The 22,324-nt window shown below is 69.0% G+C and carries 24 protein-coding genes and 1 tRNA gene; 3 read left to right on the top strand and 22 right to left on the bottom strand.

The genetic code is table 11. The features are described from left to right. Nucleotide 1 precedes the first annotated feature (1 nt). From ACIRU3_RS29650 to ACIRU3_RS29635, 4 genes are all read right to left on the bottom strand, one after another. A complete protein-coding gene (locus ACIRU3_RS29650) occupies nucleotides 2–1,294 on the bottom strand; it encodes a homoserine dehydrogenase (protein ID WP_404062431.1) in 1,293 nt (430 codons plus the stop codon). A 149-nt stretch (nucleotides 1,295–1,443) separates the two neighbouring features. Beyond that, entirely contained in the window at nucleotides 1,444–2,835 is a 1,392-nt protein-coding gene (gene lysA, locus ACIRU3_RS29645; protein ID WP_404062429.1) for a diaminopimelate decarboxylase, read from the bottom strand. Nucleotides 2,836–2,894: 59 nt separating this feature from the next. Continuing rightward, nucleotides 2,895–3,866 carry an ArgS-related anticodon-binding protein NrtL gene (gene nrtL, locus ACIRU3_RS29640; RefSeq protein WP_404062426.1) on the bottom strand — a complete coding sequence of 324 codons (972 nt, stop codon included), beginning with the start codon at nucleotides 3,864–3,866 and terminating at the stop codon, nucleotides 2,895–2,897. Between the two features lie 499 nt (nucleotides 3,867–4,365). Continuing rightward, entirely contained in the window at nucleotides 4,366–4,953 is a 588-nt protein-coding gene (locus ACIRU3_RS29635; RefSeq protein WP_404062423.1) for a response regulator, read from the bottom strand. 119 nt (nucleotides 4,954–5,072) lie between these two features. Between ACIRU3_RS29635 and ACIRU3_RS29630 the strand changes: the two genes are divergently transcribed. The 3 genes from ACIRU3_RS29630 (at nucleotide 5,073) to ACIRU3_RS29620 (ending at nucleotide 6,955) form a co-directional block, all read left to right on the top strand. Next, a tRNA-Arg gene (locus ACIRU3_RS29630) sits at nucleotides 5,073–5,144 on the top strand. 216 nt (nucleotides 5,145–5,360) lie between these two features. Further along, on the top strand, nucleotides 5,361–5,951 hold the full coding sequence (locus tag ACIRU3_RS29625; RefSeq protein ID WP_404062421.1) for a DUF6932 family protein: 591 nt from the start codon (nucleotides 5,361–5,363) through the stop codon (nucleotides 5,949–5,951). Next, the gene (locus ACIRU3_RS29620; protein ID WP_404062418.1) at nucleotides 5,948–6,955 is read left to right on the top strand and encodes a hypothetical protein; all 1,008 of its coding nucleotides are present in this window, start codon (nucleotides 5,948–5,950) and stop codon (nucleotides 6,953–6,955) included. The genes ACIRU3_RS29625 and ACIRU3_RS29620 overlap by 4 nt, the downstream gene beginning before the upstream one ends. A gap of 54 nt (nucleotides 6,956–7,009) precedes the next feature. On the opposite strand, the gene ACIRU3_RS29615 is transcribed toward ACIRU3_RS29620, so the two are convergent. The 18 genes from ACIRU3_RS29615 to ACIRU3_RS29530 all read right to left on the bottom strand — a co-directional run bounded on the left by ACIRU3_RS29615 (nucleotide 7,010) and on the right by ACIRU3_RS29530 (nucleotide 22,315). Then, nucleotides 7,010–8,467, bottom strand: coding sequence for a tyrosine-type recombinase/integrase (locus tag ACIRU3_RS29615; RefSeq protein ID WP_404062415.1), 1,458 nt, complete (start codon nucleotides 8,465–8,467; stop codon nucleotides 7,010–7,012). Further along, the gene (locus ACIRU3_RS29610; RefSeq protein ID WP_404062412.1) at nucleotides 8,464–8,658 is read right to left on the bottom strand and encodes a helix-turn-helix transcriptional regulator; all 195 of its coding nucleotides are present in this window, start codon (nucleotides 8,656–8,658) and stop codon (nucleotides 8,464–8,466) included. The genes ACIRU3_RS29615 and ACIRU3_RS29610 overlap by 4 nt, the downstream gene beginning before the upstream one ends. A 127-nt stretch (nucleotides 8,659–8,785) precedes the next feature. Beyond that, nucleotides 8,786–10,558 (bottom strand): ATP-binding protein, encoded by a 1,773-nt coding sequence (locus ACIRU3_RS29605; protein WP_404062409.1) that lies wholly within the window; start codon nucleotides 10,556–10,558, stop codon nucleotides 8,786–8,788. Next, nucleotides 10,558–11,484 (bottom strand): bifunctional DNA primase/polymerase, encoded by a 927-nt coding sequence (locus ACIRU3_RS29600; protein WP_404062408.1) that lies wholly within the window; start codon nucleotides 11,482–11,484, stop codon nucleotides 10,558–10,560. The genes ACIRU3_RS29605 and ACIRU3_RS29600 overlap by 1 nt, the downstream gene beginning before the upstream one ends. A gap of 96 nt (nucleotides 11,485–11,580) precedes the next feature. Further along, a complete protein-coding gene (gene ssb / locus ACIRU3_RS29595; RefSeq protein ID WP_404062405.1) occupies nucleotides 11,581–12,039 on the bottom strand; it encodes a single-stranded DNA-binding protein in 459 nt (152 codons plus the stop codon). A gap of 12 nt (nucleotides 12,040–12,051) precedes the next feature. Then, the gene (locus ACIRU3_RS29590) at nucleotides 12,052–13,914 is read right to left on the bottom strand and encodes a DNA polymerase (protein WP_404062402.1); all 1,863 of its coding nucleotides are present in this window, start codon (nucleotides 13,912–13,914) and stop codon (nucleotides 12,052–12,054) included. Next, on the bottom strand, nucleotides 13,908–14,177 hold the full coding sequence (locus ACIRU3_RS29585; RefSeq protein ID WP_404062400.1) for a hypothetical protein: 270 nt from the start codon (nucleotides 14,175–14,177) through the stop codon (nucleotides 13,908–13,910). Before ACIRU3_RS29585 ends, ACIRU3_RS29590 begins: the two co-directional genes overlap by 7 nt. Next, on the bottom strand, nucleotides 14,174–14,440 hold the full coding sequence (locus ACIRU3_RS29580; RefSeq protein WP_404062397.1) for a hypothetical protein: 267 nt from the start codon (nucleotides 14,438–14,440) through the stop codon (nucleotides 14,174–14,176). The genes ACIRU3_RS29585 and ACIRU3_RS29580 overlap by 4 nt, the downstream gene beginning before the upstream one ends. Further along, on the bottom strand, nucleotides 14,437–15,120 hold the full coding sequence (locus ACIRU3_RS29575; RefSeq protein WP_404062395.1) for an SAM-dependent methyltransferase: 684 nt from the start codon (nucleotides 15,118–15,120) through the stop codon (nucleotides 14,437–14,439). Before ACIRU3_RS29575 ends, ACIRU3_RS29580 begins: the two co-directional genes overlap by 4 nt. An 84-nt stretch (nucleotides 15,121–15,204) precedes the next feature. After that, nucleotides 15,205–15,726, bottom strand: coding sequence for a hypothetical protein (locus tag ACIRU3_RS29570; protein WP_404062392.1), 522 nt, complete (start codon nucleotides 15,724–15,726; stop codon nucleotides 15,205–15,207). A gap of 81 nt (nucleotides 15,727–15,807) precedes the next feature. Then, complete coding sequence (locus ACIRU3_RS29565) at nucleotides 15,808–16,035, bottom strand: hypothetical protein (RefSeq protein WP_404062389.1); 228 nt, start codon at nucleotides 16,033–16,035, stop codon at nucleotides 15,808–15,810. A gap of 22 nt (nucleotides 16,036–16,057) precedes the next feature. Beyond that, nucleotides 16,058–18,550: a hypothetical protein gene (locus tag ACIRU3_RS29560; protein WP_404062386.1), complete on the bottom strand. Its 2,493-nt coding sequence runs from the start codon at nucleotides 18,548–18,550 to the stop codon at nucleotides 16,058–16,060. 105 nt (nucleotides 18,551–18,655) lie between these two features. Beyond that, nucleotides 18,656–19,048: a hypothetical protein gene (locus tag ACIRU3_RS29555; protein ID WP_404062383.1), complete on the bottom strand. Its 393-nt coding sequence runs from the start codon at nucleotides 19,046–19,048 to the stop codon at nucleotides 18,656–18,658. Between the two features lie 2 nt (nucleotides 19,049–19,050). After that, on the bottom strand, nucleotides 19,051–20,268 hold the full coding sequence (locus ACIRU3_RS29550) for a hypothetical protein (protein ID WP_404062381.1): 1,218 nt from the start codon (nucleotides 20,266–20,268) through the stop codon (nucleotides 19,051–19,053). 116 nt (nucleotides 20,269–20,384) lie between these two features. Then, nucleotides 20,385–20,573 carry a hypothetical protein gene (locus ACIRU3_RS29545; RefSeq protein WP_404062378.1) on the bottom strand — a complete coding sequence of 63 codons (189 nt, stop codon included), beginning with the start codon at nucleotides 20,571–20,573 and terminating at the stop codon, nucleotides 20,385–20,387. Nucleotides 20,574–20,701: 128 nt separating this feature from the next. Beyond that, complete coding sequence (locus tag ACIRU3_RS29540; protein ID WP_404062376.1) at nucleotides 20,702–20,905, bottom strand: hypothetical protein; 204 nt, start codon at nucleotides 20,903–20,905, stop codon at nucleotides 20,702–20,704. A 188-nt stretch (nucleotides 20,906–21,093) separates the two neighbouring features. Next, a complete protein-coding gene (locus ACIRU3_RS29535; RefSeq protein WP_404062374.1) occupies nucleotides 21,094–21,231 on the bottom strand; it encodes a hypothetical protein in 138 nt (45 codons plus the stop codon). Nucleotides 21,232–21,256: 25 nt separating this feature from the next. Next, nucleotides 21,257–22,315, bottom strand: coding sequence for a hypothetical protein (locus ACIRU3_RS29530; protein ID WP_404062372.1), 1,059 nt, complete (start codon nucleotides 22,313–22,315; stop codon nucleotides 21,257–21,259). Between the last annotated feature and the right edge of the window lie 9 nt (nucleotides 22,316–22,324).

The following is a 22,324-nucleotide window of genomic DNA, read 5'->3' as shown; positions in this document are numbered from 1 at the left end:
GTTACTCTCCTTCAACCCGCATGATGCTGGCGACACCCCGCACGGTGTCGAGCTTGCGCAGCGCCTCGACGGTCCCGGTGAGGGAGGCGTCGGACGCGCGGTGGGTGACGACGACGAGGGAGGCCTCGCCGTCCTTGCCCTGCTGGCGAACCGTATCGATCGACACCCCGTGCTCGGCGAACACGGTGGCGACCTGGGCGAGTACACCCGGTTTGTCCGCGACGTCGAGACTGATGTGGTAGCGGGTGACGACCTCGCCCATGGATGAGACGGGCAGGGCGGCATACGCCGACTCACCGGGCCCCGTTGCGCCGTTGAGCCGGTTGCGGCAGACGGCGACGAGGTCGCCGAGCACGGCGGAGGCGGTCGGGGAACCGCCGGCGCCGGGGCCGTAGAACATGAGCTGTCCGGCCGCGTCGGACTCCACGAAGACGGCGTTGTACGCGCCGCGCACGGAGGCGAGCGGATGGCTCAGCGGAATCATCGCGGGATGCACGCGCGCGGTGACGGACGCCCCGTCCTTCGAGCGCTCGCAGATGGCGAGCAGCTTGATGGTGCAGCCCATCTCCTTGGCCGAGCGGAAGTCGGCGGCGGTGACCTCGGTCATGCCCTCGCGGTAGACGTCGTCCAGGCGCACCCGTGTGTGGAAGGCGATGCCGGCGAGGATGGCGGCCTTGGCGGCGGCGTCGAACCCCTCGACGTCGGCGGTGGGGTCGGCTTCCGCGTACCCGAGGGCGGTGGCCTCGTCGAGGGCCTCCTGATAGCCCGCCCCGGTGGAGTCCATCTTGTCGAGAATGAAGTTGGTCGTCCCGTTGACGATGCCCATCACCCGGTTGATCTTGTCGCCGGCGAGGGACTCGCGCAGCGGCCGGATCAGCGGGATGGCGCCGGCGACGGCGGCCTCGTAGTAGAGGTCCTTGCCATGCTCCTCGGCGGCGGCGTGCAGGGCGGCCCCGTCCTGGGCGAGCAGCGCCTTGTTGGCGGAGACGACGGACGCCCCGTGCTCGAAGGCGGTGGTGATGAGGGTCCGGGCGGGCTCGATCCCGCCGATGACCTCCACCACGACGTCGATGTCGCCGCGTTTGACGAGCGCGGTGGCATCGGTGGTGACGAGTTCCGCGGGGATGCCCTCACGGGCCTTGCCGGGCCGCCGCACGGCGACCCCGGCCAGCTCCACCGGGGCCCCGATCCTGGCGGCGAGGTCGTCGGCGTGCGTCGTCATGATGCGCGCCACCTCTGAGCCGACCACTCCACAGCCCAGCAGCGCCACCTTCAGCGGACGCGTACGCATCATCCGACCTCGTTTCCTCTTACCGTCTACGGTTGGACCAGTCTCACTCACCGGACGGGAGTTTCTACCCTTCGTCCGGATCGTGAGACGTCTATTTCATTTTGGCGGGACCGAAAGACCGGAGATCTTTCGGCCCGGTTTCCTGCTGTTTCTCACCCGACATCGAGACGCAGGAGGTCCTCCTCCGTCTCGCGCCGGACGATGACCCGGGTCTCGCCGTCGTTCACGGCGACGACGGGCGGCCGGAGCACATGGTTGTAGTTGCTGGCCATGGACCGGCAGTAGGCGCCGGTGGCGGGCACGGCGACGAGGTCGCCCGGCGCCAGGTCGGCGGGCAGGAACGCGTCCTTGACCACGATGTCCCCGCTCTCGCAGTGCTTGCCGACGACGCGGGCGAGCATGGGCTCGGCGTCACTGGAGCGCGAGACGAGGGCGACGGTGTACTCGGCGTCGTACAACGCGGTGCGGATGTTGTCGGACATGCCGCCGTCGACGGAGACGTACGTCCGCAGCCCGTCGAGCGGCTTGACCGTACCGACCTCGTACAACGTGAATGCCGTCGGGCCGACGATGGCGCGCCCCGGCTCGACGGAGATCCGCGGAGTCCGCAGCCGTGCGCCCTCGCACTCACGCGTGACGATCTCGGTGAGCGCCTTGGCGATCTCATGCGGCTCACGCGGATCGTCGTCACTGGTGTAGGCGATGCCGAGCCCGCCCCCGAGGTCGATCTCGGGCAGCTCGACCCCGTGCTCGTCCCGGATGTCCTTCAGCAGCCCGACCACACGATGCGCGGCGACCTCGAACCCGGACATGTCGAAGATCTGCGACCCGATGTGGGAGTGGATACCGATCAGCTCGAGGCCATCGAGCTGCAGCGCCCGCCGCACGGCCTCGGCGGCCTGCCCACCGGCGAGCGGAATCCCGAACTTCTGGTCCTCATGGGCGGTCGCGATGAACTCATGGGTGTGCGCCTCGACCCCGACGGTGATCCGGATCTGGACCTTCTGCCGCTTGCCGAGGGACTGCGCGATGTGGGCGACGCGCACGATCTCCTGGAAGGAGTCGAGGACGATCCGCCCGACGCCGGCCTCGATGGCCCGGGTGATCTCCTCGACGGACTTGTTGTTGCCGTGGAAGGCGATGCGCTCGGCGGGCATACCGGCGGAGAGGGCCGTGGCCAGCTCCCCACCGGAGCAGACGTCGAGATTGAGGCCCTCCTCGTTCAGCCAGCGCACGACGGCACGGGACAGGAAGGCCTTGCCGGCGTAGAACACGTCGGCGTCGGCACCGAAGGCGGTGCGCCAGGCACGCGCCCGGGACCGGAAGTCGGCCTCGTCGAGGATGTAGGCGGGCGTACCGAATTCCTCGGCGAGCCGGGTCGCGGGAATCCCGCCGACCGTGAGGACACCGTCCCCGTTCCGGCTTACGGTCTGGGCCCACACCTTGGGGTCGAGGGCGTTGAGGTCGGTGGGCGGGGCGGAGTAGTGCCCCTCGGGCAGGACATCGGCGTGACGGGGCCCGGCAGGATGGGCGGAACGGCTCATGACGTTGGCTCTCAGACTCTCTGTCTCTCTCCGGGGCTCATGTGTTCGTTCTCCGGCCCTCAGAGGTGTTCGGGTGCGTCGATGCCGAGCAGGGTCAGGCCACCGGCCAGCACCGTCCCGGCGGCTTCGGCGAGGGCGAGCCGGGCACGGTGGGCGGCCGAGGGTTTCTCCTCGCCGCGCGGAAGCACGGTCGGCAGAAAAGGCAGGACGGCATCGGCGACGGTGACGAGATGCCGGGCAAGCCGGTCCGGGGCGCGATGGGTGGCGGCCGCGGTGAGGATACGGGGGTGTTCGGACAGGGCGGTGACGACACCGCGGGCTTCCACGGGTCCGGGTTCGGCACCGAACCCGAGGCGACCGGCGTTGCGGCAGACGGCCCGGACACGGGCGTGCGCATACCGCACCCGGAACAACGGATTGCTCTCCCGCTGCATCAGATGATCGGCGGTGATCCGGGGCCGGTCGTGCGGCGCGGGATGGAGCAGGGCCCACCGTGCGGCATCGGCCCCGAGCGGCGCGGGATCCTCCGGCGCCGGAACCGGCCGCAGATTCACGGGCTCCCCGTGCTCGACCTCACCTCGCCCGCCCTGGGTCGCGACAATCCGTACGACCGCATCGGCGACGGCCTCGGCCCGGGCCTCGTACGGCACACGCAGCACGACGACCTGGCCGGCGAGGACCTCACTGTGCCCATAGGCGCCACCACGCTCGAGGATCTCCGTCACGACCCCGGCCACGAGGTCGGCCCGCTCCCCGAGGCTGATGTTGAGAAACCCCGGCCCGGTGACAACGACGTCCTGGATCCCCTCGGCACCGACGAGATACGCCCGCAGAATCTCGGCAACCTGCCGCGGCGCCCGCCCGGCCGGGCGCGCGAGCTGCAGAGCGACATTGGTGGCGAAGTCCCCGCATCCCCCGGCCCCCGGCTCGGTCACCACGACCCGCTCCGGCACGCTCACACTCAGCTCCCCCGTCTCGACGGCACGACGCACTGCGTGCAGCACGGTGCGGGAGAGCTCGACGGGGGTCACGGGACAAGCGTAGGGGAGGTGGGGGGTGGGTATGTGAAGTGGTTTATTTCGGGGCGGGAGGGGGTGTCGGGGGAAGGGGATGTGGGGGGATGCGGGGGGGAGCGGGTTCGGGGTTGAGGAGGCCGGCTGAGGGCGGCTCAAGGTGGGGGGCGGGGGGTGAGGGGCGGCGGCTGAGGGTGGGCCGTCTGAGGGTGGGCTGTCTGAGGTGGTGGGTGAGGGGTGTGGCTGTAGGCGGTGAGTGAGGTGGTGGGTGAAGGGTGTGGCTGTAGGCGGTGGGTGAGGGGTGTGGGTGAGGGGTTGGCTGTAGCTGGTGAGCGAGGTGGTGAGCGAGGTGGTGAGTGAAGGCGGTGGCTGGTGTCGAGCGGAAGGCCGGGTGAGTGTGGGTCGCCGAAGGCCGGCCGGCTACTCGCCGAAGGGGGCGCATGGGGGACCGGGCTACCCGACGAGGGAGACAGACGGAGGGTCGGCTACCCGACGAAGGAGACAGACGGAGGGTCGGCTACCCGCCGAAGGGGACCCCGTCGGTCACCTCGGTCACCTCGGTCACCTCGGCCACCCCATCGGTAGCGCCATCGATCACCCCGCCACCTTCAGGCCCACCCTCCCCTTCACTCTCACCGTCATCTTCGTCACCCTCTTCACTCTCCCCATCCCTGCCCCCGGGCCTGCGCTCGATCAAGTGCTTGACGAGCCGAACGAGTTCCGAGGGTTCGAAAGGCTTGGCGAGGAAGGCATCGACGCCGACGTCGAGACCGGTCTCCACCTCGTACTGCGTACAAGCGCTGATGATGGCGAGGGGAAGATCATGCGTTCGGGGATCGGCGCGGAGCCGAGCGGCGGTCCTGAGCCCGTCCAGCCGAGGCATGACGACATCGAGCGTCACGACATCGGGCCGCACCTGATGCACCACATCCAGACACTCGGCACCATCGGCCGCGGTCACGACCTCAAGCCCCTCCAGCTCGAGGTTGACCCTGATCAGCTGCCGGATGACCTTGTTGTCGTCGACAACAAGCACCCGACCCGACGCGCCTGGCACAAGTCGAGAGTAGGTCCGGACCGGCCACCGCGTCCGGGTTTTCCCCACTTCCAACCCCTGCGAGGGACCCACCCCCGACCCACCCCGGGAAACGCGTTCCTGATCACCTCGAAAGACCTGCTAGGGTTCTATCCGTCGCCGCAAGCAAACAGCACAGCGCCCGACACGCCCCCGTAGCTCAGGGGATAGAGCAACGGCCTCCGGAGCCGTGTGCGCAGGTTCGAATCCTGCCGGGGGCACTCGCCCAGGATCAGCAGAAATCAAGCGCTGACCAGGGCGGATGCCGACAGAAGAGGGCGGGAGTCAGTCTCACTGACTCTCGCCCTCTCTTGTTGTCTCTCAGTGTTCACGACACACCCCCGACACAGTGGCGCGTCACCCCCGCCGCCGGCCCTACCGGGTGTCAGACCCTTCGTGTACGGTCCCAAAACCGGTTGGGACACAGGGGGGTGCCGGTGCTCGACTTCACTGTTCAGGCAAACGGGCAGGACTACTACCTCAGGCCCGGCAGGTACCAGGTCGACGCCGACGAGGCTCATGCACTGCTCGTCGCCCATGAGCGTTTCGGCGAATCAACCACGCGGAATCAAATCTGGGACGGCTTCGAGGCCTACATGGCCCGTTTCTTCCACCTGGAAGAACACTTCGGAGACATCCTCAACGGGGAGCCGCTGATCCATCGTGTGTGGCTCGGCGGGAGCTTTGTCAGTTCGCGTGTCAACCCGCGTAACGCCGACCTCACGGTCTTCGTGAACGACACAGCAGCTCAGACAATTAAGGGCAAACCGAAGGCCGGGTGGATGACGAGGGCGTTCACACGGATACACACTGAGAAGGACTACTTTCTCTCGGCCCTAGAAGTCCGCTACCGTCCGATCCGTTCCGTCTTCCAACTCGGAGAGCTTGAGCACACAGAGTTGGAGTACCTGCGCCAACGGGGCGCATGGGATGACTGGTGGCAGCGTTGCAGGCCAGTCGGCGAGAAGGATGCACCTACGCTGGAGAGCGCAGAACCGAGGCGCGGCTACTTGGAGGTGACGCTGTGACCACAGGTTGGCGACGGCGCGTCTTGGAGAGCCATCGCGCCGAGCTGGACGAGTGGCTCGCAAACGAAGACGCCTCGGAGCAAGACGAGGACGCGGTCGACTCGGAGCAGCGAGCCGAATGGCTCTCCTCCGTACGCAGATGGAATCCAGACGCCCAATTCCACGAAGAACTCACAATCCGACTTACAGGGGAAGAGGCTGGCAGCGGGGGGCTTAGATTCTCTGTCGGAAATGCCTTGCTAAAACCCTTGCAGGATGGGGTCACAGCTTCCACCGATGAGGACATCGAGCTGGAGCTTATCGGCGTGTCGTCCGGAAGCACTGTGCTCCATGTTCGCCCCACCACACGCCCAACCGACGTCGATGACGGCAATACGTCGACAGTCGAGACTGATTCCACTGAAAGCATCGGACAAGCAATTAACGTGCTGTTTGACGCTGTCAAGACCGTAGAAGCACGTCAAGATGTGTCCGAGTGGACACCGATGCTCTCAAGCCTGTCACGCCTGGTCAGCGCCCTTGACCGCTTTGACCTGGCGGTACAATTGCGCTGGTTCTCGCATGACGGCTCGGTAAGCAGCTCCGCTCTGACCGAAACCGGGAAACAATATGTGCGGGAGCTGCGAAAAACACACCAAGAAGCCTTTACGCGCATTCAGCGTCGAGTCTTCGGCCGCGTTACAGAAATGAAGCTTTCAGGCGTGGCGGTAATCAAACCGCCGGCCAGCTCAGCAGTCACGGTGAAGTTCGAGCCCGGCCAGATCACCGAAGTACCCTGGGCCCTGGGTGACGAGGTTCACCTTGTAGTCGAAGAACGTCGAAGGCTTACCCGAAGCGGTGGCCGCACTGTCACCGAGTACCTCTTCTTGGGGATGCAGGGACCGAGCGGCGAACTCATCGTGCTCGGGGCTCCAGAGGACGTTCCTCTGGATGCTCCGGATGTTCCCGTTGCACTGATTCCTGAGTCTGAGTCTGAGTCTGAGTCTGACGAGCATAGAGCGTAATGAATTGCGACGGCGGCCGTCCGGTATTCCCGGACGGCCGCCGTCGCGAGCTAGTCAGTCGCCCTCTTCTTCTAGCGCCTTTGTGATTTTTGCGTTCGCCGCTTCTTCATGACCGTCGATACAGCCGTGGTAGCGGCGGTGGATCACCTCGGGTGAGTTGCCGACGCGGCGCGCCACCTCAGCAATAGGTACCCCGGCGTTCAGCCATCGTGTGATGCAGGCGTGGCGTAGGTCGTACGGGCGTCCAGCCAACGGCGAGTCGATCCGTTCGTGGGGTAGCGCGTACTCCCGCGCTTCCTCCCACACCCGCCAGTATGTAGACGAGCCGACCACTCCCCCGCGCTCGTTGCCGAACACGCGTCCTTCCTTGGCCGTCCCGAACTCCTTCAGGTGCCCTTGAAGGATGGTGACCAGGACTGGCGGGATAGGCACGGGCCGATCGGCGGATGCTTCCCGCGCCTTGAGGCCGCGGCGGTCGTGCCGCTCGCCGGAGTCAGTCCACTGTTTGCCGGAGACGGGGCGTGTCTCCCGCAGTGTCAGCGTGCCCCAACCCGATTCGGGCAAGTGGCAGTCTGACAGTCGTAGCCCGACCGCCTCAGCGGGCCGGAGCCCCGCGTAATACAGCACCGCGTAGAAGGCCACCAGGCGCCGCCCACGGCAGCGATCCCACGAGCCGACGTAGGAGACGGCTGTAAGCAACTGCCGCGCCTGCACGGCGTTCACCAAGACGCGGCGGTCCACCACGTCGTTAGAACCGACGTGCTTCCGGCGGGTACGCAGAAGCGGGTTCTCCCGGAGATCCCCTGCCACCACGGCGTGTTCGAGGGCGGTGTTCAGGGCGCGGCGCCGCCGCTTGTACGTGTCTCCCGCGGCTGGAGTGCCGTCCAGCTTGTAGCTGAGGCGGTACAGCACGTCTTCGAAGACCTCGGGGTCGGCCAGCTCACCCAACGGCAGGTCAGCCATCGTGACCCAGTCATATGCGGCCTTGAGTTCAGCCGGCGGTTCCTCCCCCGCGTTCGCGGGCACGACCCCCCACCTGAAGGCCAGTCGAAGCGTCTCGTCGTCAGGAACGCCATCCCCACGCTTGACCATGGCGAGCGTCACGGCCGCAAGGCCGTCCGCCATGCCCTCACGGGTCTTGGCCGCACCTGTACGCCACCGCCCCACTACATACTTCCGACAGAACTCGAACCACCGCACCGGCGGGTCGAGTTGTACTGCTTCGGCTGCCTCCGCCGCAACGCGCACCTCGGACTCAGGCAGACCCGATTCGATCTCGAAGGCCTCACCGCGCCGATTCATGGCTTGCCACAGCTCAGACCGCCGACTCTCCGCGAGGGCGGACGTGGTGAACGTGTCTCCGTGCACCCGCCCGGCGACCACCCACCGGAGCCGGTATGGGCGCGACTTGCGCCCTGTCTTCGACACTTTCCAGAGCTTGACGTCGAAGGAGAAGCCCGGCCGGGCCGACCCATGGGAGCGTCCGGCCGGGATGTTGTTCCCGGTGCTCACGCAGCATCCTCCCGCTCCGCAAGCCAGCGCTCATACTCTGATCGACGAATGCGGACGTCTCCGTTGGGCAGCTTGATCGATCGGGGCGCCTTACCGAGTTGACGCCACCGGTAGAAGGTTGCCGGGGCGACCTTGAGATCTGCGAGAACTTCTTTGATGGTCAGCTTCTCGTCCGGTACGCGGCCACTCATGCCGCCGTCCTCTCTTCTGTTTTGATCGCGATCAACGTGAATTGCATTCAGCCCGCGTTAACGGATCCTTCGCAACGTGGCCGAAGCACAAAAGCGTTGATAAATTGCGGATGCTGCTGGACTGCCGTCAGCAGTCGGGGTGCGTGAGATGGCCAGCTGCGGTCAGAGCAGGGTCCATGGGCTGTCCGCAGGCTGGGCAGCGAAGGCCCGGATTAGAAGTGCGGTGCATTGCAGCGTCCGCAGCGTCCGCAGCGTCCGGGATCTTGTGGGAGTGCAGGTCAGGGGCGGTGTCGGGTGCGGACGCTGTTGCGGACGCTGAGGGGTTCGTAGCGTCCGCAGACGAGCCGGCAGCGTCCGCATGATCGTCTTGCGGACGCTGTGCGGACGCTGCGACGGGTGCAGTGTCCGCGCTAGTGTCCGCAGGTTCGTGCAGGTCAGCGGAGGTTGCGGACGCTGCGGACACTGCGGACGCTGTCCTGCACTGCATTTCTGATGGGGTGAGGCGGATGAGCCGCTGGCGGGCGCGGTCGGGGGTGCGCTGGGTGTCGTCGTAGGCGATCCCGATGGAGCGCAGCAGGGGCGCGATCCGCTTGAGCCGGCCGCTGGCCCGGGTGGCGTCCTTGGGCCACTTCGGGTGGTAGCCGTCGGGCGGCGGGATGACGTCCATGAGCTGGGCTGCCGTGCCGCACCAGGGGCCGTGGGTGTCCAGCCAGGCCACCAGCGCGGAGCCGAAGGGGTCGCCTTCCAGGGCATCGGCGTTGACGCTGTCGGCGGCCTCGGTGAAGTCGGCGAAGGTGGACCAGCCTTTGACGCGGTCGACGGCGGCCAGCACGCGGGCGAAGTCCGCCATGCGCGGCTTTCTGCCCAGCGTCACGTTCGGGAGTTCCCGCAGGACGGAAGCGAGCAGGTCCAGCAGACTGCCGATGACCGCGGGACGGGCGGCGGCGTAGGCGGCGTCCATCTCCTCTTCTTCGCGGCGTTGGTCGTCGGGGATGGGCTGGAGGTCCAGCAGCATCATCCGTTCGGCCAGGTCGCCGGCCAGCGCACCGGCGTCGATGGTGGTCATCGCCAGCACTCGGCGGAAGGTGAGGACCACCACGTCGTCGTCGCTGTAGAGGGCGCGGTCCACGATGCCGTCACCGGTGACGCCCTTGCACAGGGTGTCGGACAGCCAGGACGGGACATCGGAGACGTTGTCCAGGCACAGCGCCCAGGAGTTGAACGCCTGCACCGACCAGGCCTTGATGTCCCGTGGCTGGGACCGCTTGGCAGCCGGAGAGGGGTCGACCAGATTCACCATCATCTGGGCGGCGTAGGACTTGCCGGTGCCCTGCTCGCCCTTGAAGGTGAGCACCGGGTGGGGGATGCCCGGGATCCACGAGGCGGCCAGCCACGCGACCAGCCGGTGGAAGGCCGAATCGTCCATGTTGACCAGGTCGCGCAGCAGCGCGATGCCGTCCGTGCCCTGTTCGGGGACGGGCAGGGGGACCATCGCGCCGGAGCGGCGGAAGAGGACCGGAGAGCGGTCGGCCACCGTCCACCCGTCCGCGGAAACGATGACCGCCTTCCCGTTGGAGGTGCCCAGGTCCAGCACGATGCGCTCTTGGTCGCGGGCGACCCGGATGTGGACCTGCACGGGGTCGGAGGCATCCGCGATGCCTTCCAGGACGGTCATGGCGTCGGCCAAGGCGCTGGCGGAGGGGACCTGGCCGCCGTTGTCCTCGGTGAACTGCTTGGCCAGGGCGGCACGGATGCCGCCGCGGCCCTTGAAAGGGCGGACGACGTTGGGGCCGTTGCGGCGAACGCCGTAGGGGCGGCCGTCGGTGGACATCACGAACTCGTAGCCCGCCTTGGCCATGCTGACGAGCTGGGATGCCTGACTGGGGCCCTTCTCGCCCATCAGGTGGCCTCCGTCCGGGTGCGGGCCGCGCCCTTGGCGGCGCTGGCGATCGTGCGGCGGGCCGGCGTCTCGGGGTGCCCGCGGTCGACGGCGGCGGCCAGCAGTTCGGCAGTGGCCGCGTCGGGGTCGATATCGTCGGACTCGAACGCCTTGCGGGCCGCCCAATACAGCCGGTTGTTCAGGTCATTGGGCCCGCAATCCAGTACGAATCGCACCAGCGGCCCGAGACGGCCACGTGAGCGCCTTGACCCGCCTCCCGGGCCGGTCGGTCCGGGAGCTTCCTGAACGGCTGCCTGGCGGGCCGCCAGAAGGTCAATGATCGCGGGCGGGGCTTCGGCGATGACGGACTGGCTGAAAGTGACCGCGAAGCGGTAGCGGCCCCTCGGCCCGAGGGATCCAGGGCCGACCAGATAGCCGCCCGTGCCGCGGGTGTCGATCCCCGGAGCCAGCAGGCTGGCCGTGTTGGGGATCGTCGCGCTGTCGGGGGCCTTGAGCCACAGGTGCCAGCCGCCGGACTGGGTGGCCACCGTCACCGTGCGCGGGATCTGGAAGCCGTGCCGGGCCGCGAGCGTGCGCAGGCCGCTCACGCCGTCCACACCGTTCTTGCGGTCCAGGTCCAACCCGAACAGGTGGTGCGGGGCCCGGCCGCAGGCGATGCCGTAGCCGGCCGCCCACGGCGCCGCCGCGAACAGCTCCCGCACGCGGGCGGGGTCGGCGCTGGCGTCGTGGACGCCGTGGCCCGGCCGGCCGCACTGGCCGGTGCAGGTGGCGGTCGGTTCCGGGTGGGCGGTGGTGATGGCGGGGAGCTTGCTGCGGGAGAGAGGGAAGACGGCCAGGCCGTGCAGGGTGGCGGCTGAGAGGGCGTGGGCGCGTGCTGCTGCCCAGAACGGCCCGGGGTGCTGGTCGCCGGGGCGTGGTTGGGTCATGCTGGAGACCTCCACTGTTCAGTTGGATGGATGGGGCAGGGCGGCCCCGGGCTTTGACGAGACGCGGGGCCGCCTCATTTGCTCCGGCGGACAGGATCAGAAGGGCGGGTTGTCGTCGTAGCTGCCGGTTTTGGCCCACGGGTCGTCCTTCACCCCGTGCGCCGGGCGCTCGCTCTGGCCGCGGGTGCCCTTGGTGGGGTGGATTGTTGCGGTGGCGTAGCGGAGGCTGACGGCGATGTCTTCCACGTCCAGGCCGAAGCCGGTGCGGGTTGCGCCGTCAGCGCTGGTGTACTCGAACTGCCGCAGGGCGCCGGTGACGATGACCCGGACTCCCTTGTGCAGGCTGGTCTCGGCGTTCTGGGCGAGCCAGCGCCAGGCGGTGCAGCGCAGGAACAGGGTGTGGCCCTCGCCCCATTCGGCGCGGGTCTTGTCCCAGTTGCGGCTGTTGGAGGCGACGTTGAAGGACAGCCACGGGGTGCCGTCGGTGGTGTGGCGCAGTTCGGGGTCGGCGGTGAGGTTGCCGACCAGAGTGATGACGGTTTCTCCGATGGGCATGGTGCGGGCCTCCTAGGCTCCGGCTTGCTCCGGTACGGACGAAGCCGCCTGCTCGGGCAGGCGGCCCCAGTGGGTGCCGAGGATCTCGGCGTCCGCGGCGATCGGGACGCCGCGGAAGGAGGTGGTCATCACGGCCGTGAGCAGGTCGCGGACGCGTTCGGCGTCCTGCTCGGGGACCTGCACGATCACTTCGTCGTGGACGAACAGCCACAAAGCGGCGGCCAGGCCGTGGCGGGTGACGAGTTCGTAGACGGAGGCGACCAGCAGGTCACGGGCGGTGGACTGGATCGCGTAGTTGCTGTTCGCGTACGGCCTGTCCGGGTCTGAGGGGATGCGGCGGCCGGAGCCGGTGATCACGGTGGTGGCGTTGGCGATGTCCTTGCCGAAGCGGATCACTTCCGGGTAGGTGCGCTGCCAGCGTTGGATCACCCCGCGCGCCACCCGGACCGGCACCCCGGTCTGTGCGGCCAGCGCCTTGGCGCCGCCGCCGTAGATCGTGCCGAACGTCGCCCGCTTGGAAACGGTGCGTTGTTCCTTGGTGAAGCCGGGCCCGTACATCAGCGTGGCCGTGGCGTCGTGCAGGTCCACGCCGGAGGCGATCACGTCCATGAGGGTCCGGTCGCGGGACAGGGCGGCGGCCACCCGTACTTCGACCTGGGAGAAGTCGCAGGCCACCAGCGCGTGCCCGGGGTCGGCACGGAAGCAGTGCCGTAGCCGGGGGTCGTGCTTCTTCAGGGTCTGGAGCGCCGGGGCCGTGATCGACATGCGGCCTGTCTTGGCGCGGAGGGTGTTGATCTGCGGATGCACCCGACCCGCCCCGTCGGCCGCGGCCAGGAACGATTGCAGATTCGAAATCGTGTTCGAGGTGGCCGACAGGTGGCGGCGCGCGGCCACCATCGCCGCACCGTCCTCGGTGATCCGTGCCCGCCCCTCTGCCACGGCCTCTTCGATCGCGGTGAGGCTGTCGGCGTCCGTGGCCACCTTCCCGCCGTCGGTCCGGGGCAGGACCATGCCGGTGACCTGCTGTTCCAGCCAGTCACCGAACTTCGGGGACCGGCCGGAGAACCCCAGCAGGCTCCGGATGGCCTGGTCGCCCTGGTCGAACTCACCGCGGAACTCGGTGAGCAGGGACTGGGTGTAGGGGACGTCCAGGAGCAGGCCGCGCACGGTGATGCCGGTGGACTGCGCCGCCAGCCAGGCTTCCATTCGCACCAGGTGCGAGAACGGCGTGCAGCGGGCCAGCAGCAGCGGCAGCAGACGCCGCACGTAGACGGCGTCCAGCCCCGCATAGACCACGTAGGCCTCATCCGTGGGCGGCAGGTAGCTCCATCCCCAGTCGATGGGGTTGTTGCCGGCGCGGGAGCCGACCGGGGCCAGCTCCCGCATCCGCGCGTGCAGCACGGTCTCCGCCTGCTTCAGCCCGTCGTCCAGGTAGCGGCAGGTCAGTTCCTTCAGCCCGTGCCCGGCCCGCTCATCCGGCACCAGCAGCTTGGACAGCAGATGCGTATCCACCACGCGCTGACCAAGGGCGATCCCGAACGCCGACCACACCGCCAGCACGTCGTACGAGGTGTGTGTGACGAAGTGCCGCCGCTCATCTGCGAGCACGTCGCGGATGGCCTGGCGCTGCTCGGGGATGAGGGGGTTGAGGACCCATGCGGTGGTGGGGGTACCGAACTGCACCAGGCGGACACCGGCGTCCGGGCCGAAGTGCCCCGGACCACCCTTGACGATCGCCCGGGTCTCCACGTCCAGCCCCAGCACCGGATCCGAGGCTGCGAACGCCGTGAACGCCGCCAGATCGAAGTCGGCGGCGTCGACGGGGGCGTTCACGGTCATGGTGTGGCCGCCGTGGGTGCGGGTGCAGATCACCACAGCGGCTCCTCGGTGATGTCCTTGCCGCAGTGCGGGCACTCGTTCTCGGCGTCGATGTGGTGCCGTGACCAGCAGCGCAGGCACACCCGCGCGGCAACCGGCTTGCCGGACTGCTCGATGCGATGGGTCTCCGGGGTGGTCTGGAACAGCGGGTTGCGCGGCTGCCGGCAGATCTCGCAGCAGGCGTGCCGGCTGCCCTCCGGGTAGGTCAGCCGGGCGCCGGACAGGGGTGTGGGCGGTTCCTCCTTCTTCTTGCTGGTCACCTGTCGTTCCTCCTCTCATCGCAGGTATCGCAGGGGGTGCACTCCCACAGCAGCGGGACCGTTCCGAGGCTCATCGGGCGGCGGCAGCGCGGGCACGCCAGCGCCATCGGCGGCGGCAGGATGCGGTCCAGCCAGCCGTAGCCGTCACCCGCCAGCGCGCGCCCGCAGGCAGCTGTGTTGACGGCCTGGTAGCCGACCGCCCCGGGCATCTGCTCCGGTGCGTTGGTGTCGAACAGGGCCAGTTCGGCAGCCGGGGTGCTCACGCTGCCGCCTCAGCCGGGGTGGTGAGGCTGGCGAGGAAGGCGCGGTCGATCCACTCGCTGTAGGCCGGGGGGATGCACTCGCGGATGCCGTCGCGGTTCATCCAGGGCACGCCCATCACTTCGCGGGCCTGGTCGACACCGGAGAAGTTGCCCACGTACTGGCCGAAGTGACCGGGTGGGACGGGACGGCCCAACTTAGCCTGCGGCGCAACATGGGCCGGGTGCGCAGGCGGAGTGAGGGTGAAGCCGCCGCCGGTCTCGAAGTACCGGTGCCGGTACGTCCGGAGCCCGAACATCGTCCCGCACAGCATCACCGGGCTGCGGAGCTTGGCGACGGCGCCGCGGACATTCTCCATCACCCAAGGCCGTCCGGTCGCGTTGAGCGCCTCGCGGGTGGGGCCGATCAGGTCGGGGTGACTGTTGCCCTGAAGCCGCTGGCAGTCGCTGTCGTGCTGGCAGGGCGGGGAAGCGTGGATGAAGTCGAAGCCGCTCCCGAACTTGGCCACGAAGTCCAGGGCATCGGCCTGGTGGAAGCTGAGCGGGTAGCGGGGCTGGGCGGTGATATCCGCGCCGGTGACGTCCATTCCGGCGTGGTTGTAGCCCATGCCGGCGCCGCCCTGGCAGCAGTACAAGTCCAGGGCGCGCACGACGGGTCGCCGGATGCCGGTCGGATGGGTCATGCTGCTGACCTCCACTGTTCAGTTGGATGGATGGAGCAGGGCGGCCCTGGGCTTTGACGAGACGTGGGCCCGCCCTTCGCGCTGCTAGCGGTTGAGTTCGTTGCGGTTGCGGGCGATCAGCCCGTACGCGGGCGCGGTGATCGCGTTGTTCTCCACCCGGACCGGGCCGGTGTAGTGGTGGTGCACCGCGCCGGGAGGCATCGCGGACGCCGCCTGCGCCACGCCCTGTGTGCCCTCCTGTACGGCGCGGCCGATCATCTTCGCGGCGATACCGACCGCTACCACCAGGCCGGCTGGGGCCCCGGCGCCGATGGCGAGATTGATCGGGTCGGCCTGCCCCAGCACGTAGAGCACAAGTGCCGTCATCCCGCCGATGGGGACAGAGGCGACACTCGCGGCGAGCATCACGCCACTGATGTCGGTGGCCCTCTGGCTCATCGGAGTCCGTCCGGGCTGCGGCACAGGCTGCGCTCCTGTCGGACGCACGGGCGTGGTGTCGCGGACCGTGGCGGCCACGGGGGTGTTGTCGCTGATCCAGTCGGCGATCAGCCGGGCTGCTTCCGCGTCGGCGTGCGCCTTCTCCTCGGGGGTCAGCTCAGGGGACATGCGCGCTCCTTGTTCCGGGCCAGCGGCCCGAACGGGGGAGGCCACCCCCGTGTTCTGCGGGGCGGCTCCTGCTGAACTGGCCTACTTGGCGCCGACGTTGTTCACGGTGTGACTCGCGGTCTGAGCACCGTTGCCGAGGACGCCCTGCACGCCGCTGACGGCGTTGCCGCCCCACGGGGTGGCAACGAGGACGATCCAGAACAGCGAGACCGCGATGAACTCGCGCTTCTTGAAACCCTTGTCCTTGTACATCCAGAAGCCGAGCACGGCGGCAGCGATCAGGAAGAGGCCGTTGGTGGTGAGGGTCATTCCGGGCTCCGTTTCGAGGGGTTCAGGCGTCCAGGCGTTCGGCCGTGTACCAGTCGCGCTCGATCTGCGTGAGCTTGCCGAGGCGTTCGAGCCGCGTCGTGACGTTGGCGACGTTGGACGGCTTCAGCTCGGTGACCTCGGCAATCTGCTTGTTGCGGCGTGCGCCGCCGTCCACCGCGTTCCAGACACGGACCCGGGGCGGCAGGGGGACCAGTTCGTCAAGGTCTTCGTCCTCGGCCTCCCCGACCGCCTCGGCAGCCTGGGCGGCCGACTTCATGTCGATGACGACGGCGCCTGGACTCTTTTTGCCGGACCTGGACTTGATCAGGTCGGTGAGGAACGCCTCTTCTTCCGAGGCGTCCATGTGCCGGTACTCATCCCGGTGCAGGTAGGCGATGCCGGCCGCGTCGGCCTCGCCGTCCGTGAGGGGCGTCTGGGGCAGGGAGCGGAACACCTTGGCCGCGTTGTGGTGGTACATCACGCGGGACTGGGTGTACTGGGCTGCGCCGTCGGCGATGTAGCACAGGCCCCCGGTGCCGGACCCGTTCGGGAACGTCTCGGGGATCGGCTCCAGTCGGAATTCGGGGGTGCGCGAGCCCAGCGACATCGAGTCCACGTCCGTCCGGGCGGTGCGGAAGAGTGCGATGTTGCCGGACTGGAGCATGTCCCGGACCGCGTTGGCGTCGGCGTTCGAGCCGATGGCGTCCAGGTTGGGGATCTGCACGTGGACGCGTGCGCCGATGCCGGCCGCGCGGGTCTGCCGTCCCAGGTGCGAGACGCCCTTGAGCACGGCGGCGGCGTTCTTGTCCCGGCTGCCCTCCTTGGCCATCTCGTTGAACTCGTCAAACGTGACCTGCATCGGGGCGAACGGCTCGCCCGGCACGAAGAAGCTTCGGCCGGTCTCGACATCGCCGTCGGCGTCCCGCCACTGCATGCGCATCTGCACGGCGAACCGGTACCGGCCGACCGCGGAGGCGCTCTGCGCCATCAGGGCGAACCCGAGCGGCGACTTGACCAGCCAGTCCAGGTCATCGGCCCACGAGGCGTAGCCCACACCACCCTTGCCGTCGGCCACCCAGGAAGCGAACCCGTTGATGGCCTGGGCGATCAGCAGGGCCTCTTCCAGGGAGGTTTTGCCCGCCCCGGTGGTGCCGGAGTCGAAGGAGTGGACGGCTGACATGCCCTGGGCGCCGGACAGGCCGAACTTCCCCGCGTTGGGGATCATCAGGCGCCACCGGGCGTTCTCGCCGTAGATGTCGCGGCCGATGGTCACGTACCCGTCGGCGTCCATGCGCAGCGCTTCCAGGTCCAGGGGGACGCCGTCCTGCAGCGGGTTGGAGGCCATCTCGTTGACCTCGATCCTGCGGGCGTCCAGGGCCCGCAGGTGCAGGCGCGAGACGGCTTCCTCGCCCGGCATGTCGAGCGCCTGGGCGATCGCGCGGGGCTGCACGGCCGTGGCCGATGTGCCCTTGCGCGGCAGCAGGATCGTGAACTTGCGGCCGGTGTCGGTCTCCTCGACGCCGTACAGTTCGCTGCCCTCGTACGGGTTGTACTCCTGCCAGACGGACGACAGGTCGTCGTCTGCGGCCCGCTCGGTGAGCGGCTTGAGGCGCACGGTCAGCTTGGCCCGGTTGGCGGCCATGTCGTCGGGCCGGTAGACGTTCACGGCCCGGGGCGGCACCTCGAATGCGATGCTGACGTGGTCCTGGGTGACGTCCGCCGCGCTCCGGGCCGTGGTGGAGACGATGACCGCAGTCAACCTGTCCTCGTCCAGCTCGATGGAGGCCAGGTGGGAGGCGGGCAGGGGGCCGCGGTCAGCGGCGATCCACCCGGCCCACCGGGCGGTGTACCAGTCGGCGTCGGGCCCGGTGCGGGCGGCTATCGGGCGCGGGTCCGGCCGGTCCGACACCCACACCCCCCACGATGTCCCTGCGGCGGTCAGGGCCAGGCGTGCCCACCACGGCATATCGATGTAGCCGGAGGCGGGGAGCGCCATCAGCGGACCGGCTCGCAGCGCCATTTCCGCCGGGCTGTAGCGGCGCCACCAGCCGCGCTCCCAGTCGGGCAGGGCCCGGGTCCAGGCCGTGCGCAGCGCCTCGCAGCGGCGCCGGCGCACCTCGGCTGTGGCGGCCCGCACCAGGGCGGGCCGGTGGGGGTGCGCGTACCAGCCGGGCAGCGGCGCGTACGGCTCGGCACCGAGCCGCCGGCGCATCCGGCGCAGGCTACGCCGGTAGCCCCGCCGTGAGGAGCGGCACATCCACTCCCAGGGCTCGCCGTGGCCGGGCAGCCAGCGCCACGGGCCGGGCCGCATGCCCAGCACCGTCCACCCGGCGGCTACCGCGCCGGCGCCGAGGGTGGTGACCATCAGCGGGTCGCCGCTCAGCATGCTGCCCGCGGCGGCCAGGGCGGCCCCCGCGTACAGGCCGGGGGAACGCTGTATCTGCGCCACCTTCAGGCGCAGGTCGGTGACCTCCTGCTTCTTGCTGTCCTGTTTCGGTACGGTTGTTGCTGTCATCCGGGACTCCACTCCATTCGCGATGACAGAGGGCGGGGCCGCTCCCAACGGCCCCGCCCTCAGCAAGTGGTGCGTGATTCTGGTCCGCGGCCCGTGCCGCTGGGCTCAGTTGCGCTTGATGAACCGCCGGTCGGCCATCTGCACGGAGTGCGTGCGGTTCGCGTCCGCCATCCGCCCGTGCTGCGCCTGCGTCTCCCGGCTCAGGCCCTCGGCCGCGTTCGACAGTTCGTCGGACCGGGAGACGATCGTTCCGACGTTGTGTGCCATGGCCTCCGAGAGGGTGGCCACCTCCATGTAGGCGGTCGTCGTCGGCTCATCCACCTCCAGGACGGTCATCGCCTCGGAGAGGTAGCGGGCGGAGTCGGCCCGGTCCTGAAAGCGCGCCTGGAGCCGTTCCACGGCGGCCCTGGTGCGGGCCGCCCGGATCGCATACGCGCTGGCCCTGGCGATGACGGCCGCGTAGGTGACGACCGACCTGGCTGTCTTTGCTGCACCCATGGTCAGGCCCCCCGGGTCTCGTAGGTCTCGGACTGGGCGGACGTGTCCTCGCCGTCGACGGCGTCCGACACGTAGAACTCGCGGTCGGCGACGTCCTCCATGTCCTGGGCGATGCCCGCGTACAGGCCCTGGCCGACTCGAAGGAGTTCCTTCGCCTTCACGACCGCCTCGCCCTGCGCGATCGTGTTGTCCCTCAGTTCGTCCAGGCTGGAGTGGATGCCCTGGTACTTCTCCAGGGCCCTGGCAATCCAGCCGATCACGGATTCGCCGACACCGGCGTTGCGGGCGTCCGCGATCAGGGCGTCGGCGCGGCCGATCTCCCGTTCACAGCGCATGCCGATCCGGTCGTAGACCTTCACGTCGTCGTCGCACATGAGCGACAGTTCGTCGCTCTCCTCCATGACGGAGTCGTAGGTGACTTCCGCGGCCATACGTCCAACTCCCTTGCGATCTGATGTCGTTCCGGATCCCGGCGCGGCAGGGGCTTCCGTCTGTGCGGCGGGTTCCGGGGAAGGGCCTGCCTCACCGGACGGGGCAGGCCCGGACCTCTCCGGCGCCTCTTCGGGCGTCTTCTCCGGCTCGGCGGGCTCTGGTTCGTCTTCGTCCGTCCAGGCGTAGACGCTCGCCCAGTCCTCCCCGTCGGGCAGTTCCTCACCGGCCGACTCCGGCGCCTTATCCGCTTCGGGGGTGCTGCGAGCCGCAGGGGCCTCGTCCGTCTTGTCACCGACGGTGGGAGGCTCTGTCGGCATGGGCGGTACCGCTGGCGGATGTGTCGGGGGCAGCGCCGCCAGCACCGGGGCGGGGTCCTCGTGCCCGTCTGCCTCGCGCCGCCTGCGGTACTCGTGCAGCGCGCCCCGGCCGGTGTCCCTGGCCCACGCCACGCCCCGGGCGGCCCACGCGCCAGCCGCCCCGGCCCGCCGACCCGTCAGGGTGGCAGTGCGGGGCATCGGGGCGTAACTGCGGTAGCCGGAGCGGAACGTGCCGGGAACCGCGGCGGCCCCCGCCGGGGCGGGGGCCGATTCCTTCCAGGGCGAGGCACCCGGCAGAGGCGCCGGCGCCGGGGGCGGTGCACCGTGCTTCTCAGCGATGCGGTGCACCGCCTGTTCGTGCCTGCGGTACTCCTTGGCCATGGCCCGGTCCGCCGGGCTGATACCCAAGGATGCCTGTTCACTCCGCTGTCCAGCCGCAAAGGCGATGGCGCAGAGCAGCAGGATCTCCATGCTTCTCCCTCACCGGTCGTGACCGGGGAGACGTGAACGTCTGCCCATGCGCGTACGCACGCGCATAGGGCATGGAGACGTTCATGTCCACCCCTCGTGAACGTGAACGTGAACGATTACCGTGCGTACTTGTCCGTGATCGTCTGGACGGCTGCCTTCAGCTCGTTCCAGGCGCGAAGCTGCACGGCCGGGTCCAGCTTGGCGACCGCGCCGCGGAAGCGGTCCAGCCGCTTCAGCGCACCCGCCTTCGGTGAGATGGCATCAGCCTTCGCGATCGCCTTGGACCAGTAGCCTGCGCCGCTCATCGGCTCGTCTCCCCTCCCGCTCGCGTGTGGTTGGGCCGTACTGCTCACCGGGTCTGCCCGCCGGGTCTGCGAGAGTGCCGCTCACCGGGGCTCACCGGGTCTGCTTCACGGGCGCTACCGACCAGGGGTCAGGCCTCCTGCTTCTCGTCGGTGGGCATGGTCCGGGCGATGGCCACATAGATGCGGGCGACCTCGGACCAGGCGTTGGCCGCGGCGGCGAACCGGTCGGCCTTGGGGTGCTCGTTGTGCGCCCAGGTCTCGGAGTGGCCAGCGAGGTTCGCGGCCCGTCGGGCGGCCGAGTCTGCCTTGCCCAGGTATTCGCTGCGGGTCATGGTCATTTCTCCTTCTGGAAAGTCCGCTTACAGGCCGCGGGGTCTGCTCACCGGGTCTGCGAGAGTGCCGCTCGCCGGGGCTCACCGGGTCTGCTTCACTGGTGCTCGACTGCTTCCGGCAGTCGCAATGAAGGCCAGCCCAATTGCCGTGGGCTGGCCTTCATTGGTGGTGCCGGACGCGGTGCGCGTCAGATCTCCTCTGCGCGCTGCTGCTCACACGGATCACACATCGGGACCTGCCAGTCCTCGTCGCAGACGTCCCAGGCGAACGGGTCCCTCCCGACGGTCACGTCCGGCTTGTCCTCGTTGCAGAATTCGCGCTCCACCGTGCCTCCTCGCTGGTTGCGTTGATCAGCTCAGGTCGGATTCTTCGTGGGACATCAGCGAACCCCACGCCTTGCGCACCCGTTGCTCCCCGCCGACGAAGCCGCCCTCGCGGAAGGCGGTCCCCGCCTGGCGGTAGGACAGCGGCGGGTCGTCGGCGTAGCGCAGGTGCCGCAGGACGGCCACGAGCTGTGCATCGGTCAGCGGCTCCCCGGGCTGCGGGGTCGGCACGCCGGCCACGGCGGCGATCTCCTCCAGCGTCACGGGCGGTGTGACGGGCGGCGTCACGGGCGTGACGGGCACGGCCGGTACGGTCTCGGATTCGGCCGTGACCTGCGTGTCTTCCACCGTCACGGGGAATGTGACGCCCTCCTCCTGCGCGGGCGCAACCACAGGCGGTTCCGGGGCGGCCGTCACGGCGGGGGCAGGGGCCGTGACGGGCAGGGCGAACATGCCCGCGAGCGCGGCATCCGCGCCGGCCGTCATCCGCTCGCGCTGGACGCCAACCAGGTGCGCCCCGAGCAGGGCGTCACCGGTACCGACCTTCTTGGCGAGCTTCCACGCCTTCAGGTCCGACTTCCCACGCGCCTTCTTTTCTGGGTGGTTCGCGGCGCGGGCCCGGTGGTAGGCAAGCTTCTGCATGACCGCGGCGTTGCGGCGCTGCGCTTCGGCGTCCACGCCGGTGCGGTAGACCACGATGCGGCGGGCCAGCAGGCCCATGCCCTCCGCGGCCACGCACATGGCCATCGGGGTGAAGGCGAACACCACTGACTCCGTACCGGTCGGTGCGACCGCGGCGCCGGTCAGGGAGGCCACCGCGGGCAGTGTCCACAGTCCGACGCGTACCGCGGTCGGTGAGGACTGTCCGAGCATGGTCAGGCCCACCAGGGTCAGGGCCAGGACGAGCGTCGCGCCCTCGCCCGCAGCGACCACACCGAGCGCGGTGGCGGAGCGGTGGAAGACGGAGGTGATGTTGCTGTAGGTGCCCCATGCGCCCAGGCCGCCGAAGCCGACCATGGGAAGCGCGGTGGCACCCAGTACGAGTGCCTGGCCCCAGCTCAGGGACCGCTCCGGGGGATGATTCACGGCTTGTCT

Source organism: Streptomyces sp. NPDC101151 (genome assembly GCF_044768335.1).
Taxonomy (GTDB): Bacteria; Actinomycetota; Actinomycetes; order Streptomycetales; family Streptomycetaceae; genus Streptomyces.
This window is presented reverse-complemented; position numbering and strand designations above follow the sequence as displayed.